We start from the raw sequence: 19357 nt of genomic DNA on the forward strand, positions 1-19357 counted from the left end.
AATCACCTGAACTTAATAATACTTAGTCATGTTCATCTCACTTGCTTATTCCTATTTACACTTTTGTAAACTTTTTTATTCTTTAAAATATCTTTAACATACCGAGCGGTCGGTGATATTATCTCGCTATTAGTTACAAACCGCTTGGTCGGTATGTAATGCCGATTTTCCAGTACTTATATTATATTTAAGGATCACCTTCTCATGCGAACACTCATAACAACAAGCATCATGGCTTTTGTATTACTCTCTACTACTTCTGAAGCATTAGCAGCTTCATCTGGTGCAACCGCATCGGCAAGTTCAGTAACTGCTTCTGTTTCTCCTGTAAATAATGTCTCACCTTATGTGGTATTGAAAACAGCGGGCACCAACTTGTTTTCGCGTATTTCAGCTAATCAGCAAGCGATTGAAAAGTTTCCTCATTTAATGCGCGATATTGTAGAAGAAGAATTAATGCCATCGATAGATTACCGTTACGCTTCATATCGTATTTTAGGTAAACATTTGAAAAAGGTATCGAAAGAACAACGTGCTGAATTTGTAAAAGCGATGCGTCATTACTTGGTAAGAACTTACTCTGTTGCTTTATCTAAGTATAAAAACCAACAAGTTATTTTTGAACCTGAAAAACCAACTAAAGGTAAAAGAATAATTGGTGTTAAAACACAAATTATTGATCAAGGCGCACCAACCATTGATATTGTTTTTCAAATGCGAAAAAACAAAAAAACAGGAGAATGGAAGGCGTTTGATATCACGGTAGAGGGCATCTCTTTATTAAGTACTAAACAGGCTGAATTGAATAAGAAAATTGCTAGGCAGGGTATAGATCACGTTACGTTAGAATTAGCTTCTTTAGCTAAATAACTTTACCTTGAGCAGTTGAGTTATCAGTAAAGACTAATGTTTCAAAGCTACCATGAGTGATTAATGAGGCATTAGCTATTGAGCTAATATAAAGAGCTAGATACTTTATACCTATGGCTAAACTGTCCAACATTTATTTATTAAGTGTAATATTATTTAAATAATCACTTCTTTGTACTTTGTTTCACCAGAGAGAGGCTATATATGAGCACCAAGTTATATTATATTTACGATCCAATGTGCAGCTGGTGTTGGGGCTATCGTCCTGTTTGGGACCTTTTACAACAACACTTGCCTAAGTCGATAGATGTGGAATATGTTGCAGGTGGTTTGGCTCCTGATTCAGACAGCGCAATGCCAATTGATCAACAGCAGATGATTCAAAATCATTGGCGTACCATAGAGCAAAAATTAGGTACAAAGTTTAATTATGATTTTTGGCGTGAAAATACGGCAAGGCGCTCAACGTATAACGCCTGTAGAGCTGCGATTGCAGCACACAAACAGTCTTGCCAAAAAGCTATGATAGATGCAATTCAGCAGGCATATTACTTACGTGCTTTAAATCCATCTGATGTGGATGTGTTAGTTAGTGTGGCGAAAGAGTTAAGCGAGCAGACATCACCTACTTTAGATGTAGCGCAATTTATTGTTGATATTAACTCGTCAGAAACAAACAAAGAGTTAGCAAAACAAGTAACTTTGGCAAGAGAATTAACTCAGCAGGGTTTTCCATCCTTAGTGCTTGACGTTGATGGCGTTATCCAACAAATACCACTGGATTACAGTGACTACAAGACAACCTTGGCTTATATAATAAAAAAGACGAGTTAGTCTTCCTTACTAGTTTTTGACTTGTTTGGATTCTAAGGGAGCGTGGAAATAAAAAAGTGATGTAATACATCACTTTTTTAAACTTAAACAATCATACCAATGGTGAATATTAGCTTTTAACTTGTTTAGCTAACTTTTTATCAAATAGGGTACTTGCTTGTATCCAAAACTGACTGGATATTTTATTGATAGCATTAGACTCAGCGTTAATGACTATGGCAAAGCCGATATCTAAATCGGGCGAATAACCTATATCAGCACGAAACCCTGCAACCCAGCCTGAATGGTAAATGATGGGGTGACCTTCAAATTGATAAATTCTCCAGCCATAACCATAATGGGCATCGGTTAAGTGACCACGCCAAAACCGTCGACGTAGGTCTTTTTTCGTTCTAATTCTTGGGGTTGTTAATTCGGCTAATAATGACGGAGATAATACCTCGGGTTTATGCCCTAAATTAGCAATTAACCACTTGGCTAAGTCACTTATACTGGCATTAACACCGGCTGCTGGCGCAACTTTATAATAATCTGGTGCTACTTTTACAGTACGCCATACATATTTTCTAATATCTCGACCTTGAGAATCTTTTTTTCCTGTTTTAACTCGTTTTCTTAGAATATGAGGCTTAGCGGTATTTTCTTTTTCTTTATATACATCAATACCTAAAGAAGCATTTGTCATATTGAGTGGTGTGAATACGCGATCTTGTAATAGCGCTGCATAGCTTTTGCTCTGGCTCGCTTCTATCGCCGGTTGTAAAAGACCATAGGCTATATTTTGGTAACCATAGCACTTTTCAGGTTGGCAAATAGGGGTGATGCGATCAAAACGACCAATGATTTTATCCATAGTCCAGTTTTCATGCAGCAGATTATCGTAGGCGTTAGGCATCAAACCACTAGAGTGACTTAATAAGTGTTTGAGTTGAATCTTTTGTGCTGCACCGTCTGTGGCTAGGGTAAAGTTTGGTACATATTTGGTTATAGGGTCAGATAAGTTTAATCGTTTTTCTTGCGCTAACATGGTCGTTACTGTGGCGGCGAATGTTTTAGAAACTGAGGCTAAACGAAATACAGTGTTGTAATCAACTTGATGAGATTTAGCTTTATCAGTATGACCAATGGTTTCCATGGCAATAATAGTATCATTTTGCACTATGGCATAAGCGCCACCGGGAATGTTATAGGCTTTAAGTTGTTTTTTAACTTCGGTAGAGAAACTTTTTTTAAACTGGCTAACGTTGTTTGCTGAGGAATAGGGCGTTAAAAATAGCGCCAATATAAGGCAATTAATTCTAAATAGCATAAACGGATCTCAGATCGAAAAGCCGACAAGTTTATAGGTCAAGGGAGAAAATAAAAAGCCTTTAATTTTTTAAGTGATGTTTGCTCTGTAAATCTGTGTTGCCATTAAACGGGCGTTAGCAATAATTCATCGTCGCTGTACCTCTATTTCAGCGCTGCTATAGGCATGCAGCCAGTTAGCACCTAACAGGCATTTTGAATGGTTTGGGAAAATACCCAAACCACTTGGAAATTCTCGATTTCAGCAAGACGAGAAGCGTGCCAAATGCTAGGCTTAAAATGTATGGTGTGGTTATCACCCATCCTCACTTTATAAGGACACAGTTGGTCGCTTATCGCCTTGCCCGAAGGGAGTTCGGGTAGAAAATGACTGCAGCGTTATTATTCATCATTAGGGAATAACCATTAATGAAAAATTATGCCTTGTATTCGTTCCCTACCCGAGCTCTGAAACATGTATTTTCAAGTAGCTTGGGTATAACATGATCTCTGATGGTAACTCCGATATAATCCGCTCATCTAATTAAAGAGAAGTTATGATCTTATGAGCGATAGCAACAATATATTGAAAACGTTTTTGGCAGAAACTAAACCTACCCAAGTTATTTGGGCACTACAAGATAAAGCAAGCGAAGATTGGGTTGTACTTGACTCACCTAGCTTTGAAAACAGCGAAGTCATGCCGCTTTGGTCAAGCTCACAATTAGCACAACAGCATTGTATTGAAGAGTGGAGTGAATATGTTCCTTGTGAAATTTCACTAGCCGATTGGTTTGAGTTTTGGGTTGAAGACCTTAATGAAGATGGCGTTATTGTTGGTATTAACTGGCAAGGTGATGATGAGTGTTTAGAAATAGAATTGAGTGAATTTACTCAGTCACTTGCAGCAATAGAATGGTTAAAATAAGTATTAGTTAATCTATTTTTCTCTGAGCTGATATCGTTAAGTGCTTTCGGTAGGATAATCATTTAAAAGCATTGTTCATCCAGAGCAATGCTTTTTTATTAACTAACCTGAACTCTGGATAATGAGTGCTTGATGTTTAAATAAAATCAACAATTTAGATTGTTACGTATAAAAAGTAATAAAATTAACGTAGTTATAAGCTTTATCAATGTTTCATTTTATTCAATTATCAAGGCAAAACGTTTATGAATAGCTGGCTATTTATCGACGTTTTAACGCTGAGAATTGGATGAAGAGGAATGTTGAGCAAGTGCTGCTTATCCAGAGTTCAGGTTAACTAAAAGCTACTAAGGCTTGGAATGACCAAAGTCTCTCTTTTTAATAGTTTTTTGGCAACGTCAGGTGATACTTGGTAAAACTCATTAACGTATTCTTGCGCGTCTAAGTATTTCTTTATTTGTTTTTTTACTTTACAAGGGTTGTTGCACTGTAATGAAAAAGCAACGCTGTATTCACCAATAGTCTTTGCTGATAGTGATTTAGCATATTCTTGTGGATCTTCAGTGGTACAGCCTATTTTCACTACATCGGAAAAAAAAGAATGTGTCATCACATAAACATTGCCTAATGCTATGTCTTTTTCTGTTGTTGTATCGGTTGTATTTTCTGTGTTTTTCATAGGGTAGATAGATCCAATTATCTTGAGCAGAGCTCGACATTTACTCCTATTATTATAACCTATCTTTAATACATAGCTATAATTATGCATTTGTCTTAACGGCTGATAGCGCTTGTTCTAAGTATACTCTAGAATGATTTTTTGGTATTTAATGCTTTATCACAAGCAAGTAGCTTCTTGCTTCTACGCACTATATACCCGCTCCACTTGAAGATGCTCGCTCAGTCTTCTTCCCCAAGGGGCTGGTTTAGAAACGCTTTATGCTGCGTTATTGATTTCGACAATAGAATAACTATTCTCTTCAATCAATGCCTTGCCTAAAGGCGTTTCTAATTCCAGCTGAATCATGCATCTTCAAGTGGAATGGGTATAGATAACTGCTATACTCCGCGCATTATCGTTCCTATCATCTGTATTTTGCCCGCAATATATTAAACTAAGGCAAATTGTCATCGCAGTGTGATTATTAATATGGCTAATACACATTATGTCCTTCTCAACACTTAAATTATCTACCCCAATACTCAACGCCATTGCTGATCTAGGCTATACCAAGCCAACAGCTATTCAACAAAAAGCAATACCTGTTGTTTTAGCGGGCAAAGATATTATTGCCGCAGCGCAAACTGGTACAGGTAAAACAGCCAGTTTTGTTTTGCCATTATTAGAGCAGCTTAATAGTCAGTACAAAGAAACAGGTAAAAAACTACGTGCTAAACGTATTCGTGCCCTTATTCTTGTACCTACCCGTGAGCTTGCTGTCCAAGTTGAAGCGAGTATTAGTCAGTATGCTAAATATTTAGATATTAGCTCTATGGCCATGTATGGCGGCGTTGATGCACAGGAACAAAAGCAGCGATTGATTTGGGGAGTAGATATTCTAGTAGCAACTCCTGGACGTTTGCTCGACATGACACATCAAAGGGTTTTACATTTTGATGAGCTTGATATGTTGGTACTTGATGAAGCCGATAGAATGCTTGATATGGGTTTTATCGATGACATTAATAAAATCATTGAACGTTTACCTGAGCACCGTCAAAATTTACTGTTTTCTGCCACTATGTCTGAAGAAGTTCGTGGTTTAGCGAAGAGAACGATTCATAAACCTGTCGAAATTTCTATCGGTGCAGATAAAGCCTCTAAACCTAAAATAGAGCAGTGGTTGGTTACGGTTGATAAAGCAAATAAGTCCGCATTATTAAGCCATATAATTACTACTCAAAATTGGCAACAGGCGCTTATTTTCATTGAAACTAAGCATGGCGCGGCAAAATTAGTAAGCCAGTTAGAAAAACGCGGTATTGTCGCTGAAAGTATTCACAGTGGTAGAGCGCAAGATATTCGTGAAAAAATACTTAACGACTTTAAATCAGGAAAAATAAAATTTTTAGTCGCTACCGCTATTGCGGCACGTGGTCTAGATATTGGAGAGCTTTCGCGCGTTATTAATTATGACTTACCTGCGCAAGTAGATGACTATATTCACCGTATTGGCCGAACAGGTCGAGCGGGAGCATCAGGTGAAGCTATTTCTTTAGTGTCTAAGGATAACTTCAGAGAGCTTTGTGCTATTGAAAGTCGCTTGGGCCATATTATTGAACGAAAAGAGTTTGAAGAGTTTCCAGTGAAAAAGACGGTACCGCTCTCGAAATTAAACTATGTCACGAAATACGCAGCCTCTAAAAAATAATCTATTAGAGCTGAGATAAAAAAACCGTTAATGGCGAGCCATTAACGGTTTTTTACTTTACGACAGAGCGTTTACTAAAAACGATTACATAATGATTAATTACTAGCAATTATGCTTGAATTAAATGTACATCGCGTTGAGGGAACGGAATAGCAATACCATTCTTATCAAGCGTTTTCTTGATTGCTTCATTCACTTCAAAGTAAACAGCCCAGTAATGCTCAGGTAAACAATGTGGACGAACGGCAAAGTTTACTGAACTATCAGCCATTTCAGATACGCCAACAAACGGAGCTGGTGTTTTCATTACTTTGTCATTATTAAGTAGAACATCCATTAATACGGCTTTAGTTTGATCGATATCTGCAAGGTAAGAAACGCCGATAGTAAGATCAACACGAATTTTACCTTCAACCGTATAGTTAATGACAGAGCCATTAGACGTTGCACCATTTGGGATAATAATGCGTTTTGACTGTGGCGAAAGTAAAATGGTATTGAAGATTTGTACTTCTTTAACAACACCTAAATGACCTTGAGATTCAATCAAATCACCTACTTTATAAGGTTTAAATACCATAATAAGTACGCCACCAGCAAAGTTAGCTAAACTACCTTGCAGCGCTAAACCAATGGCTAGGCCAGCCGCACCTAATACCGCAATAAATGAAGTCGTAGCAACACCTATCATTGAAGCAACAGAGATAAATAGTAGTAATTTAAGTAACCAAGAAACCAAGCTCCCCATAAAAGGGATTAAGGTTGGATCTACCTTTGAACGAACCATTGAAGCTTTTACTAACTTAGTAATGCCACTGATTATCCATAAACCGATCAATAACGTAAGAATCGATAAAACTAATCGAGGGGCGTAAATTAGGCCAAGTTCGTAGGCCTTCATAGTGAGAGTTTCAAGTTGTGTCATGGGGGCGTCTATTGCGTTCATTGAATTTCCTTTATTGGCAATGATTATAATTAGTTACATTTACCTGACTAATAATAATTACAATTTGTGCTTTTGACAAATTTTCATCAATATTAAAAAGTTAGCTACTCAGCTAAACGTGTAGTAAGGGCAAGTTTCATTTTTGTAAGCAAAACACGCTAATGTATACCAGTCGTATTAACTTATTGGGCAACTTAGAGCTACATTAGCGAGCTTAAAACAAGCAAAATGAGTTAACTATAGTTACTCTATATTTCATTTGTTTTGTGATGTTATCAGTTTGCTAATGAGCTCCCAAAGGGCGAGTTTATAAGGCTTACATTCAGCGTCATTGATTTTGACAAGGGAGCAACCATTCTCTGCAATCACTGCCTTGCCTCTAAGCCTTTTAATTCTCGCTAAGTGATCAATAAATTAGTACGATTGGTATTATAGTCAGTTATACTATGCCAATATTTAGAAATATTTCTCAAGCAATGATTTATTCACTGCTCAAGTAAACAACTTTTAGGCTCTTAAATGATTAATAACGACCTCCTTCGCCGCATCAGCAATATCTTTGATTTAACCGATGAAACTATTCTTACAACTTTTGCGTTAAGTCAGTGTGAGATTAGTGCTGAACAGCTAACAAACTTCTTTAAAGAAAAAGATGATACTGCTTATCAACCATTAGAAGACGTGCAATTTGCCAGTTTTCTAAATGGTCTTATCATAGCTAAAAGAGGTCCTAGTGATGGACCAGAGCGTCCGGTTGAAGAAGAATTAACCAATAACATGATCTTTAATAAAGTGAAAATAGCCTTGTCTTTAAAAGCTGAAGAAGTTATTGCTACGCTTGAATTAGCCGATTTAAGTTTAGGTAAGTATGAGCTAAGCGCTTTTTTCAGAAATGTAAATAATAAGCACTATAAAGATTGTTCTGATGAAGTATTGTCTGCATTTTTGAAAGGCTTAAAAATCAAGTCTAAGTAAAGTGATTGAATTAGTTTGATTGGTCACAGTCACTAATTAAGTCGCGCTTTCATCAAAATGTCATCTTTGTTTCATATTACTTTCACCTAACTCCCTTAAATTGCCATTTAACGTTAGTGATAGGAGAGTAATATGAATAATGAATATTGGCATGAAGCAGATGTTTTCGACGATGAAGATGAACTAACAAGACCTGATAAAAAGGGCAAAGCTAAAGGCAGTGATCGAAAACGTAAATGGCGTGAAATTGAAGCAATAAAAGAGCAACGCCGTTTAAGACGAGATATTGCCGCCTTTGAGCAATATTCATATTAGCGCTTGCCGTTATATCAATTGTCGCTACTTTAGCGGGTTAATATGTTGATCTAACCTTATTGTAGGTTAGATCAAAAGTCCCCGAAGACTGAAATATTCTTTTTAGAATGTATCCTCCCTGTAATCGATTTCCTCCTAGTTGCTAGACAAGACCGCGCTACTTTCCACTATATCAATACCATTTAACTCAAATAGCATAAGCATCTAGCCTCGTCATTTTCTTTGATCCTTTATTTTTATGTCATTCTGCAACCTCGATTCATTCTATTGGTATTATCTTGATTCCTCATAATGTAAAGCAATGTTATTATTGCGTTAAAACATGATACAAATTGATACATCAGCTTAATTTGTGTTACGTCTATTTTTGCAAAGCTTAGTTAATATTACGGTTAACAAAAACAGACGTTCATAGGGAATATATGAAAAATATAACAAAAATAGCCGTCATTAGCCTAATTGCCTCCAGTATCACTTTGACTTCTTTTACTGCTAGCGCAAATCCTAATCTTGAAGAGAAAACTACTGAAGCCACTTCACAGCAAGTAAGTAATAAAAATACTGTTGTGGTTAGCAGTGACAAGAATGAACAAACAACTAATGCGGGTCAAAACAATAAAACTTCCGAGACTACGGCAGCAAAGATTATTGTCGATAATGAAAATCCAACTAAAGCCGTGAATGCACAGAAAGAGTCAACAACTGACTCAACAGAGGATGAAGACTTCTCTGTTTGTTTCGGCGAATGTGAAAACCATGAGTCTAGAAACTGTGATGAAGGTGATGATAAGTGTGAGAAAGTTCATCGTCTAATCTATAATCGTCGTGATGGGTTTTATGTTGATGTCAGTGCTATAAGCAGCTTTGGTGATGATTATGCTTTTTCTGCGAATGAAGATACTGAATCAGAGTTTGATGTAGCGATAAGTTACCGAGTACAGTTACTCGGACTATTTATGGAATCACCCGGAATAAGTACTAGACGAATTCAAGGTATGTACTCTATGCCAGCTTGGGGAGTAAACTTCTATAATAGTGATGATTATTCTTTTGATTTATTTTATCAATACAGTACGCGAGGCATTGAAGGTTTAGAAGGCATTCAAACGCGTAATGAAGATGAACGTGCAGGTCTGAGAATGACAGGCTTTTATGAAAACAGTCAATTGCAATTGATATACTCACCCGTTAGTCGCAATGGTGAAGGCAGTGACGGTATCGAGGCTTCTATTTCATACAGCTATGACTGGCAGGTTAGAAACTGGAATTTGTACACTAACTTAGGGTTGCAATACCGTTCAAAAGAAGTAACCCCATATGGCGTAAAAACCTGGGTTGAAGATGACTTATCAACGAAAGCGGGTATCAGTTATTCGGCAGAAGTTGGCATTGAATATCCGCTAACAACCGATTGGGTTATCGGTAGCTACGTTGGTTATAACGCACTGTCAGATCGTAGTATTTCTACTCGCCAAGATACCGTTGAAGACGGTGTCAGAGGCGGTATTCTACTCACTTTCGTTTTTTAGGGGAGCATCATTATGCACGCTAAAAAGCTTAATAAAATTAAAAAGCAGTTACAAAGACTGCTTTTACAAATAAAAACGTCATGCTTATTAATGTTATTACTGGTAATAAGTTCAGTGGCGAATGCAACCGATATTCAAGCCAGCATGAAGGTAAGTCCTGAGCAATGTGTTGCTATGCGCCAAGGTCAGGCTTGTTATGTTTCTGTTGAGTTAAGTTGGCAAGTTGATACGCCGGGCAATTATTGCTTATATACCTCAGGAGAATCTAAAGCACTCAATTGTTGGATAAATAGTTCTGTGGGTGAAATGAAAAAAGCATTTGATAGTAAGGTCAATTTGGAATTTTCGTTAAGGCGTCAGAATGAAAGTTTATCCGTTGCCACTGCGGTAGTAAAAATGGCATGGGTACATAAGAAAAAAGGTCAGCCAAGAAAGTCATGGCGTATCTTTTAGTTTTACCTTTTAATCATACTATTGCCATCGCTTCAAATAATAGAAACTATGGCAAGTGTAATTATTATTTTGAGTAGAGGAATGCGTTAATGACAGCACAAGCGAGACCGCATATTTTATTGGTAGAAGATGATATTGATCTCGCTGAGTGGATTGCTGATTATTTAATAGGACGTGAATTTAAGGTAACTACTTGCCATCGCGGTGATGATGCAGTTGATCTTATTCAATCACTCAACCCCGATATTGTTTTACTTGATGGCATGTTGCCAGGTATGGATGGGCTCGACGTTTGTAAAACAGTACGAGCCACCTTTGATAACCCTATTATTATGATCACCGCACGTGATGAAGAAATTGATGAAGTGCTTGGGCTTGAAATGGGGGCCGATGATTATATTACTAAACCCGTGAGAGCCAGAGTATTATTAGCCCGTATTCGAGGGTTACTTCGTCGAGAAGATAAATCTAGAACAGCAGATAAAAGTAACGTTCAGCAGTTAACGGATGAACAACTTGAATCCAAAGGCGTATTAAAATTTAGTGGTTTGGTCATTAGTGAACAAGCCCGAAGCGTTACACTTGACGGCGAGTCGATCAAAGTCTCCTCTAATGAATTTGATGTTTTATGGTTTCTTGCCACAAAAGCTGGGCAGGTTGTGTCTAGAAAAGAGCTGGTCAGTCATTTTCGTGGTTTTGATTATGATGGCTTTGATCGCTCAATTGATTTACGTATTTCACGATTACGCAAAAAGCTAAAAGATGATTCATCAGAGCCTTTTCGTATCAAAACGATTTGGGGAAAAGGTTATTTATTTGCTAATGATGTTTGGTAACGGTCTAATTTTTTATAATAAAACCTAATGGCTTTCCTCTTAATATTACTAGGTAAACTTAATGCGTAATTTGACACTTTCATTAGTCGCCGTGGTGCTTATCGCAACCATAGGTTTAGGTTGGATGTTTGATAGTATTTATAACCAATACCTCAACCAAAACCTCGATCAAAGTACTGCGCAATCTAATCAAGAAACGAGTGGCCAGCAGAGTGTCATTGATACGTTAGAGCAAGTAGGCACTCACTTATCAATCGCACTCTCTGGTATTGATAATCGTCAAGAATTTATCCAACAATGGCCGAGTGAAGGGACATTGTCATTACGTTTGAAACCGTTAACGAATTTCCCCCTACCGCAACCGTTACTCACCGACTTAGTAGCAGGGCAGCCGTTATTACTTGAAACCGATGATAGTATCGCCATGCATTTTTATCTGCCAGCTACGGATGAACTTTTAGTGCTCACAACTCCCCCGGTAACGGTTCATCAAAATAACTCATTTTTACCCATTTTACTGACCAGTCTATTTTATCTAGCCGTACTGTTATTAATGTTGCTTTGGCTTTATCCGCTAATGAGAAGGTTAATGACTTTGCGTCAAACGGCCAAGTCATTTGGTGAAGGTAATTTAAACCAACGTATTGATGTTGGCTCTATTTCGTATATTCGTGATTTAGAATTAGAGTTCAATCGCATGGCGCAGCGTATCGATGATTTAGTGACTGACATAAAACTGCTTAGTAGTGCCGTTTCTCATGATTTACGCACACCGCTTGCACGTATCCGCTTTGGCATTGATACCATTCAAGAAGAAGATGACCCTGTCTTGCGAAAACGTTTTGAGCAGCGCATTAGTGATAACGTTGATGAAATGGTCGATTTGGTAGAGAGCTTATTGAGTTATGCGCGTTTAGACCAAACCTTAATTACTATACACAAAGCGCCAGTTGATTTTTCAGCACTGACGGCGACTTGTATTAAAAACAAAAGTCAGGATGATGTTCAACTAACTTTTGAGGCACCAAAGCAAGCGGTATTCGTTGATGGTGACCTCTCCTATTTGATGATTTTGATGAGTAACTTATTACAAAACGCCCATCAGTATTGCAAAGGAAAAATAGCGGTTAAAATAATAGCGCAAGACAGTAATATTGTTATAACGGTTGCTGACAATGGACCTGGGATCCCGATAGATCAAAGAGAAAAAATTCTTAAACCTTTTATTCGCGGAGAAAGTACGGAGAAAAAAGTGAAAGGCTACGGAATGGGCCTTGCCATCGTTAAGCGAATTGTTGAGTGGCACAACGGCGAGATTATTATTGAAAACTCAGCTGAGTTACAAGGCGCTCAATTTAGTGTGACCTTACCCAAAGCGTAATTTCATCATTATCACTCATTAAAGCTCTTGAACTAATAGTTCCTTAACTGTTTACTAAAAACTAATTCTAATGTTCATAAGTTTTGATAAGTTATCAATGAATATATTCACTTTACTGATGATTAGTAAACTATTAATGGAATCTCTGACAATATTCATTGCTAGATAAGTTAAGCTGCCATTTTTTCTTCTAATTGGTCGGTCTTTTGTCATTAAAAATCACCCAATCTAATGATCACAAAGATACGATAGTCGATATTTTATAATTTCAAGATAGGACTGAACGGAGCATATAGAGGAATAAAATACTCCCTATCATGAAGGTAAACTTGCCGATCGTAAAGCTGACATAGGTTTCATATTCTAAAGCGCTGTGGGGCACTTAGCGTCATAGGTTAACCTTGCCATCATCACTTAATCCTTTAGATAATATGATGATTATTTACATTATATTCTGCAATGGTTTTAGGCAACTTCTTTTATCAGATAGTGTTGTTTGATCATCTTGACTCACTATTAATTCACTAATTGCTGACTAAATTATTTTTACAGCCAACTCTCCTTCATAACTACACTTGTACGACTAAGGTCTTATATCGATACGTATTGACTCATTATCACTTGTGATGTAGTTTAGTTATATCGATACGATACGTATCATTTTGTATATTAATTTAAGCGCCAACCACTGGATTAAAAATTATGAATCAAGTAAGTGAAGCAGATGAAAAACCAGGCCCTTTGTCTGGCGTTACCGTATTGGATTTCTCTCGAGTGTTGGCAGGGCCTTATTGCACAATGGTCTTGGCAGATCTTGGCGCACGGGTAATTAAAATTGAACGATTTGGCACTGGTGATGATACGCGTGCGTTTGGGCCTTTCGTGGGCGTTGATTCAGCTTATTTCATGTGTTTCAATCGCGGTAAAGAAAGTATTTCTCTTGATATTAAATCACCACGCGACCGTGAACTACTAGAGCGCTTGTTGGATAGTTGTGATGTGGTGGTAGAGAACTTTCGACCTGGAGTGATGGAACGCCTTGGTTACGGGCCTGAACGTCTTGAAAAAACGCATCCCCATATTATTTATACGTCTATTTCAGGTTTTGGTCACAGCGGTCCATTTAGTGAATTGCCAGGCTACGATATGGTGGTACAGGCCATGGGCGGGGTGATGAGTTTGACCGGCTGGCCAGATGAAGAGCCCGCTCGCGTTGGCACCAGCTTTGGTGACTTAGGTGCGGCACTCTTTGGTGTGATTGGTATCTTGTCTGCACTCTATAGTCGAACACGTGATGCGCAAGGAACGCGAGTGGATATAGGGATGCTAGATTGCCAAGCGGCGTTAATGGAAACTGCACTAGCAAGATATGACGTGGAGGGGATTGTGCCAACACGTACAGGTGACAATCATCCATCGCTTGCACCCTTTGAAACCTTTGCCGCACAGGATGGAAAGTTCGTGATCTGTGCCGGTAATGATACGTTATTTTTGCTAATGATGGACGCTTTGGGCTCGCCTCAGTTGGCCTTAGAAGCGCAATTTCTAACCAACGATTTACGTGTGCAAAACCGTAAACAACTGGTTAAAGATGTCGAGGCAATAACACTCAACGAGCCAATGCAGCATTGGATTGATGCCCTCAATGAAGCTGGAGTACCTTGCTCCCCGATAAATACCATTGATAAATTATTTACTCATCCACAACTTCTAGCCCGCAACATGATCGTTAAAGTGAAAGGGGAAAACGAGAGAGCAATCCGAACAGCCGGTAACCCAATAAAGATGAGCTCAGTAGCAGAAATTGATCCCGAGGTACCGCTCAAGTCCCCAGCGCTTAACGAGCATCGCGAGGCAATATTAGCAGAATTGATGGCCAAAAACGGTGCGTATGCGCCGACACCCCAACCCCAAGAAAATTCGGATGATAGTAAGCTAGAGACATATTCCGAAGCTATTTCTCAAATTTAATCCTTAATATCCTAGAAGAGAGAGTCGAATTATGAAAACCAAAGACAGTATTAAACTTAAGTCCGTCGACACTGAACAGGAAAGTAGTGAAACCACAGAAAATGCCGAATCTGCAGCAGACGCGAAACAGACAGTAGCAGCGATGGAAACTATATTAGTCGAACGCCGTGAACGGGTAGGTATGATCACTCTTCATAGACCTAAAAGCCTAAATGCTTTAAGTAGGCAGCTTGCCAGAGAAGTTGTTGATACCTTAAAAACCTTTGACGCCGACGATAATATCGGCGCGATTGTTATTACTGGCAGTGCTAGAGCATTTGCCGCCGGGGCAGATATTGAGGAAATGGCAAACCTGACCTACGCCGAATTTTATTGCGACGATATCTTTGCACCGTGGGATGAATTGCGTTCAATCAGCAAACCGATCATTGCCGCCGTGAGTGGTTATGCTTTGGGCGGTGGCTGTGAGCTAGCGTTGATGTGTGATTTTATCATTGCCTCTGAAGACGCTCAGTTTGGACAACCAGAAATTAAGCTTGGTATTTTGCCTGGTATTGGAGGCTCACAACGCTTGGCCAATGCCGTTGGTAAGTCATTGGCGATGGATCTAGTTCTAACAGGTAGAACAATCGATGTTCATGAAGCAAAAGCTGCAGGATTGGTGGCGCGTGTTGTTCCAGGTAAAGAGTTGTTACAAACGGCTTTAGAAGCTGCACATACCATTGCAGGCTATAACAGTCCTGCCGTACGTATGGCGAAAGAAGCGGTAAATGTCGCTTTTGAAACCAGCCTTACTGAGGGGATGCGTCATGAGCGCCGTTTATTCCAAGCAGCCTTCGCTACCGAAGGGCAGAAAGAAGGTATGCATGCGTTTATAGCCAAGCGAGCACCTGTTTTTCGCCATCGCTAGAAATATTCAATTGAAGGGAAGTGGTTAAGTCATTGAGATAAAAGAAACCACTAACCCACATGATAAAAAATATATAGGAGTGAGTATGTCTACTCAAGTTATTCTGCCACGTATTATGCAGGTGGGTGAAAACGCAAGTCAGGAAATAGCCAACGTATTAGTTAGTATTGGCTGTACCCGACCATTGATTATTACTGACAAGATGATGGTGGGATTGGGCTACGCTCGTCGAATTCAAGTCAGTTTAGGCGCACATCATATTCCCGCCCATATCTTCGACGATACCGTGCCAGAGCCTACAGTTGAATCTATTCAAGCGGGTGTTGATAAGGCACGAGAGGGTAATTACGATTGTATTATCGCCCTTGGTGGTGGAAGTCCAATCGATAGTGCTAAAGCCATTGCTATCTTGGCCAAACATGGTGGTGTGATGCAAGATTACCGTTTTCCTCGTATGGTTATAGAGCAAGGCTTACCTGTCATTGCCGTACCTACTACGGCGGGGACTGGATCTGAAGTCACTAAATTTACCATCATTACCGATGAAAAAAACGACGAAAAGATGCTGTGTGTCGGCATTGGCTTCATGCCCGTTGCAGCATTGGTGGATTATAAATTAACCATTAGTTTGCCTCCTAGGACCACTGCCGATACTGGAATCGATGCCTTGACCCATGCAATTGAAGCGTATGTGAGTAAAAAAGCAAACCCATATAGTGATAGTCAGGCAATTGCTGCGATTAAATTGATTGGACCTAATTTGAGAAAGGTCTATCACAGCGGCGAAGATCAAGATGCTCGTGAAGCTATGATGCTGGGTTCGACCTTAGCTGGTATTGCATTCTCTAACGCATCGGTGGCATTAGTGCATGGTATGAGTCGACCTATTGGTGCCTTTTTTCATGTACCTCATGGTCTCTCAAATGCGATGTTATTGCCCAGTGTTACCGCTTTTTCTATTCCTGCGGCACCAGCGCGTTATGCGGATTGTGCTCGGGCGATGGGTATTGCAGCTGAGCAAGATAGCAATGAAGTTGCCAATCAGAAATTATTAATCGAGCTTCGTTCACTAAATGAAGAATTAGCAGTACCAACGCCACAGGAATTTGGTATTAAGCGCGATGAGTTTTTTGAGGTGTGTCAAACAATGGCTGAACAAGCATTAGCTTCAGGCTCACCGAGTAATAACCCTATTGAGCCATCTATCAACGAAATTATCAGTATTTACCAGGGGCTATGGGATTAACTTCTGCGATCAACATTACTTTTTAACATTTTAGACATTATTTAGGAATTTTTTATGAATATTATTGGACATTTAATTAACGGTGAAATTTGTACCGACGCCGCCCGCACTCAAGATGTGTTTAACCCTGCAACGGGGGAAGTGACTCGACAAGTTGCCTTGGCTTCTGTCGAAACAGTAGAGCAAGCAATAACTGCTGCACAAGCTGCCTTTCCACAATGGCGAAATACTCCACCTATCAAACGTGCACGAGTGATGTTTCGTTTTAAAGAGTTGTTGGAAGCAAACTCAGATAAAATATGCGAAATGATAGGCGAAGAGCATGGAAAAATCTCGCATGATGCAGCCGGTGAATTACAACGAGGTATCGAGAACGTTGAATATGCTTGTGGCGCGCCAGAGTTATTAAAAGGTGAGCACAGTAAAAATGTTGGACCAAACATTGATTCATGGAGTGAATTTCAACCCTTAGGTGTTGTTGCCGGTATCACACCATTTAACTTTCCAGCGATGGTTCCATTGTGGATGTTCCCAATGGCGATTGCCTGTGGTAACTGTTTCATATTAAAACCGTCAGAACGCGATCCAAGTTCAACGTTATTTATTGCTCAGTTATTAAAAGAAGCTGGATTACCAGATGGCGTAATGAATGTTGTTAATGGCGATAAAGTTGCGGTTGATGTGTTGTTATCTGACCAGCGAGTAAAAGCGGTTAGTTTTGTTGGCTCAACGCCAATTGCCGAATATATTTATGCCACGGCTAATGCCAATGGCAAACGTTGCCAAGCATTAGGTGGTGCAAAGAATCACGCTATCGTGATGCCTGATGCTGATATGGATAATGCGGTTAATCAATTGTTGGGCGCAGCATTTGGTTCATCGGGTGAGCGTTGCATGGCATTGTCTGTTGCGGTTGCAGTAGGTGACGTTGCCGGTGATGCCTTAATTACTAAAATGACAGCCGCAATGGCAAGCCTTAAAGTAGGTGCATTTAGCGATAGCACTAACGATTTTGGTCCAGTTATTACCAGCCAGCATCGTGACAAAGTGGTTGGTTATATTAATCATGCCCAAGAGCAGGGCGCAACTATTGTCGTTGATGGTCGCAATCCTGAGGTTGAAGGCTACAATAATGGCTTCTTTGTCGGTGGCACCTTAATCGATAATGTCACGGCCGATATGGTGAGCTATAAAGAAGAGATCTTTGGTCCGGTACTGCAAGTGGTACGCGTGCAAACGATGCAGCAAGCTATGGATTTAATTAATGACCATGAGTACGGTAATGGTACTTGTATCTTTACGCGTGATGGCGAAGCGGCTCGATACTTCTCTGACAACATTCAAGTAGGTATGGTTGGTATCAATGTGCCGTTACCCGTGCCTGTTGCATACCATAGTTTTGGTGGCTGGAAGCGTTCGTTGTTCGGTGATTTACATGCTTACGGTCCAGATGCGGTTCGCTTCTACACCAAGCGCAAAACAATTACCCAACGCTGGCCTTCAGCAGGTGTTCGTGAGGGCGCAGAGTTCTCAATGCCAACGTTGAGTTAATTGAAATGTAATTAACTCTGCCTTAGTATAATTATCGCAAGCTAATGGCTATTCCTTTTTATCGATGGAATAGCCTTTACTTCTTTAGTTTTTGGAACCCCTTTGATGCTTGCGTAAGTGCATCCGTCTCGCCTATAATTAGCGCGAAATTTATCAAAGGATATAAAATGACAGTTCAGCGAAGAGAGAAAGGTTCATCTATCACTAGGGTGCTTGAAATCATCGAGGCAATTTCTCGTGCCGAGCGACCTATGTCACCCGCTGAGTTAGCATTTTTACTTGATATTCCTAAACCCAGTATTCATCGTTTACTACAGCAACTTGAAGCTGATAATTATGTGCAGATTAATATGCGCGGCTTGTTGGTTCCTGGTGATCGGATGCATAGTATTGCTTTAGGTGTGCTCCATAGCAGCCGATTTAAAGCATTGCGTCAGGCCATTCTAAAAAAACTGGCGGAAACCATTGGTGAAACCTGTGGTATCGCAATTCCTGATGGCATCGAAATGATCTATTACGATCGTGTTCAAACTAATTGGCCATTACGAGTTAATTTACCTGTCGGTAGTCATACGCCTGTAGCGTGTACTGCCAGCGGAAAGCTTTATTTAAGTTCTCTGCCTAAAGAACGTCGTCATCGTATTATAGGTAAGTTATCACTTGAAAAGCTGGCTCGTAATACGTTAATTGAGTCAGAATCATTAGAAAAAGAGCTTATAAATATCCAAGCTAATGAGTTAGGAACCGATAACGAAGAATTTATAGATGGCATGGTTGCCTGTTCGGTGCCTATTAAAGATCAAGATGGTAAGTTGTTTGCCTGTCTTTTCACCCATGCCCCCGTGATCCGCAAAAGTTTAGATGAATTATTAGCCTTTGAACCAGCATTGCGCCATGCGGCCATAGAGTTAGGTGATCTACTCAAAGAACAATAAAGCAGATCCTAGCCACCA

18 protein-coding genes are annotated in these 19357 nt (G+C 39.5%); 15 read left to right on the plus strand and 3 right to left on the minus strand.

The genetic code is table 11. The features are described 5' to 3' along the window. Positions 1-204: 204 nt before the first annotated feature. Both CPS_RS06270 and CPS_RS06275 read left to right on the plus strand, forming a co-directional pair. Positions 205-870, plus strand: a complete 666-nt coding sequence (locus tag CPS_RS06270) for an MlaC/ttg2D family ABC transporter substrate-binding protein (protein ID WP_011042248.1) — start codon at positions 205-207, stop codon at positions 868-870. A gap of 204 nt (positions 871-1074) precedes the next feature. Then, the gene (locus tag CPS_RS06275; protein ID WP_011042250.1) at positions 1075-1704 is read left to right on the plus strand and encodes a DsbA family protein; all 630 of its coding nucleotides are present in this window, start codon (positions 1075-1077) and stop codon (positions 1702-1704) included. 109 nt (positions 1705-1813) lie between these two features. Here the strand turns inward: CPS_RS06275 and CPS_RS06280 are convergent, their stop codons facing one another. Continuing rightward, positions 1814-3013 (minus strand): serine hydrolase domain-containing protein, encoded by a 1200-nt coding sequence (locus CPS_RS06280; RefSeq protein WP_011042251.1) that lies wholly within the window; start codon positions 3011-3013, stop codon positions 1814-1816. 543 nt (positions 3014-3556) lie between these two features. On the opposite strand from CPS_RS06280, the gene CPS_RS06285 reads away from it, so the two are divergent. Further along, positions 3557-3919, plus strand: coding sequence for a DUF2750 domain-containing protein (locus tag CPS_RS06285; protein ID WP_011042252.1), 363 nt, complete (start codon positions 3557-3559; stop codon positions 3917-3919). A gap of 337 nt (positions 3920-4256) precedes the next feature. Here the strand turns inward: CPS_RS06285 and CPS_RS06290 are convergent, their stop codons facing one another. Beyond that, positions 4257-4598, minus strand: a complete 342-nt coding sequence (locus CPS_RS06290) for a GIY-YIG nuclease family protein (protein WP_041736745.1) — start codon at positions 4596-4598, stop codon at positions 4257-4259. A 487-nt stretch (positions 4599-5085) separates the two neighbouring features. Between CPS_RS06290 and CPS_RS06295 the strand changes: the two genes are divergently transcribed. Further along, positions 5086-6291 carry a DEAD/DEAH box helicase gene (locus tag CPS_RS06295; RefSeq protein WP_011042255.1) on the plus strand — a complete coding sequence of 402 codons (1206 nt, stop codon included), beginning with the start codon at positions 5086-5088 and terminating at the stop codon, positions 6289-6291. 109 nt (positions 6292-6400) lie between these two features. Here CPS_RS06295 and CPS_RS06300 read toward each other — a convergent pair whose 3' ends face one another. Beyond that, complete coding sequence (locus tag CPS_RS06300) at positions 6401-7237, minus strand: mechanosensitive ion channel family protein (protein ID WP_011042256.1); 837 nt, start codon at positions 7235-7237, stop codon at positions 6401-6403. Between the two features lie 519 nt (positions 7238-7756). On the opposite strand from CPS_RS06300, the gene CPS_RS06305 reads away from it, so the two are divergent. The 11 genes from CPS_RS06305 to CPS_RS06355 all read left to right on the plus strand — a co-directional run bounded on the left by CPS_RS06305 (position 7757) and on the right by CPS_RS06355 (position 19339). Beyond that, positions 7757-8212: a DUF1456 family protein gene (locus tag CPS_RS06305; RefSeq protein ID WP_011042257.1), complete on the plus strand. Its 456-nt coding sequence runs from the start codon at positions 7757-7759 to the stop codon at positions 8210-8212. Between the two features lie 132 nt (positions 8213-8344). Then, entirely contained in the window at positions 8345-8527 is a 183-nt protein-coding gene (locus tag CPS_RS06310) for a DUF3545 family protein (protein WP_011042259.1), read from the plus strand. Between the two features lie 422 nt (positions 8528-8949). Continuing rightward, positions 8950-10056 carry a MipA/OmpV family protein gene (locus tag CPS_RS06315; protein ID WP_011042260.1) on the plus strand — a complete coding sequence of 369 codons (1107 nt, stop codon included), beginning with the start codon at positions 8950-8952 and terminating at the stop codon, positions 10054-10056. A 12-nt stretch (positions 10057-10068) separates the two neighbouring features. After that, a complete protein-coding gene (locus CPS_RS06320; protein WP_011042261.1) occupies positions 10069-10509 on the plus strand; it encodes a DUF3019 domain-containing protein in 441 nt (146 codons plus the stop codon). 89 nt (positions 10510-10598) lie between these two features. Further along, positions 10599-11345: a response regulator gene (locus CPS_RS06325; protein ID WP_011042263.1), complete on the plus strand. Its 747-nt coding sequence runs from the start codon at positions 10599-10601 to the stop codon at positions 11343-11345. A 61-nt stretch (positions 11346-11406) separates the two neighbouring features. Next, on the plus strand, positions 11407-12726 hold the full coding sequence (locus tag CPS_RS06330; RefSeq protein WP_011042264.1) for a HAMP domain-containing sensor histidine kinase: 1320 nt from the start codon (positions 11407-11409) through the stop codon (positions 12724-12726). Between the two features lie 702 nt (positions 12727-13428). Next, complete coding sequence (locus tag CPS_RS06335; protein ID WP_011042266.1) at positions 13429-14697, plus strand: CaiB/BaiF CoA transferase family protein; 1269 nt, start codon at positions 13429-13431, stop codon at positions 14695-14697. Between the two features lie 31 nt (positions 14698-14728). Further along, positions 14729-15607, plus strand: coding sequence for an enoyl-CoA hydratase (locus tag CPS_RS06340; protein ID WP_041736747.1), 879 nt, complete (start codon positions 14729-14731; stop codon positions 15605-15607). A gap of 85 nt (positions 15608-15692) precedes the next feature. Then, positions 15693-16853, plus strand: a complete 1161-nt coding sequence (locus tag CPS_RS06345; protein ID WP_011042268.1) for an iron-containing alcohol dehydrogenase — start codon at positions 15693-15695, stop codon at positions 16851-16853. A 54-nt stretch (positions 16854-16907) separates the two neighbouring features. Next, on the plus strand, positions 16908-18404 hold the full coding sequence (locus CPS_RS06350) for a CoA-acylating methylmalonate-semialdehyde dehydrogenase (protein WP_011042269.1): 1497 nt from the start codon (positions 16908-16910) through the stop codon (positions 18402-18404). 167 nt (positions 18405-18571) lie between these two features. Next, on the plus strand, positions 18572-19339 hold the full coding sequence (locus CPS_RS06355; RefSeq protein WP_011042270.1) for an IclR family transcriptional regulator: 768 nt from the start codon (positions 18572-18574) through the stop codon (positions 19337-19339). Positions 19340-19357 lie beyond the last annotated feature (18 nt).

This window comes from Colwellia psychrerythraea 34H, from assembly GCF_000012325.1.
Lineage (GTDB): Bacteria > Pseudomonadota > Gammaproteobacteria > Enterobacterales > Alteromonadaceae > Colwellia > Colwellia psychrerythraea_A.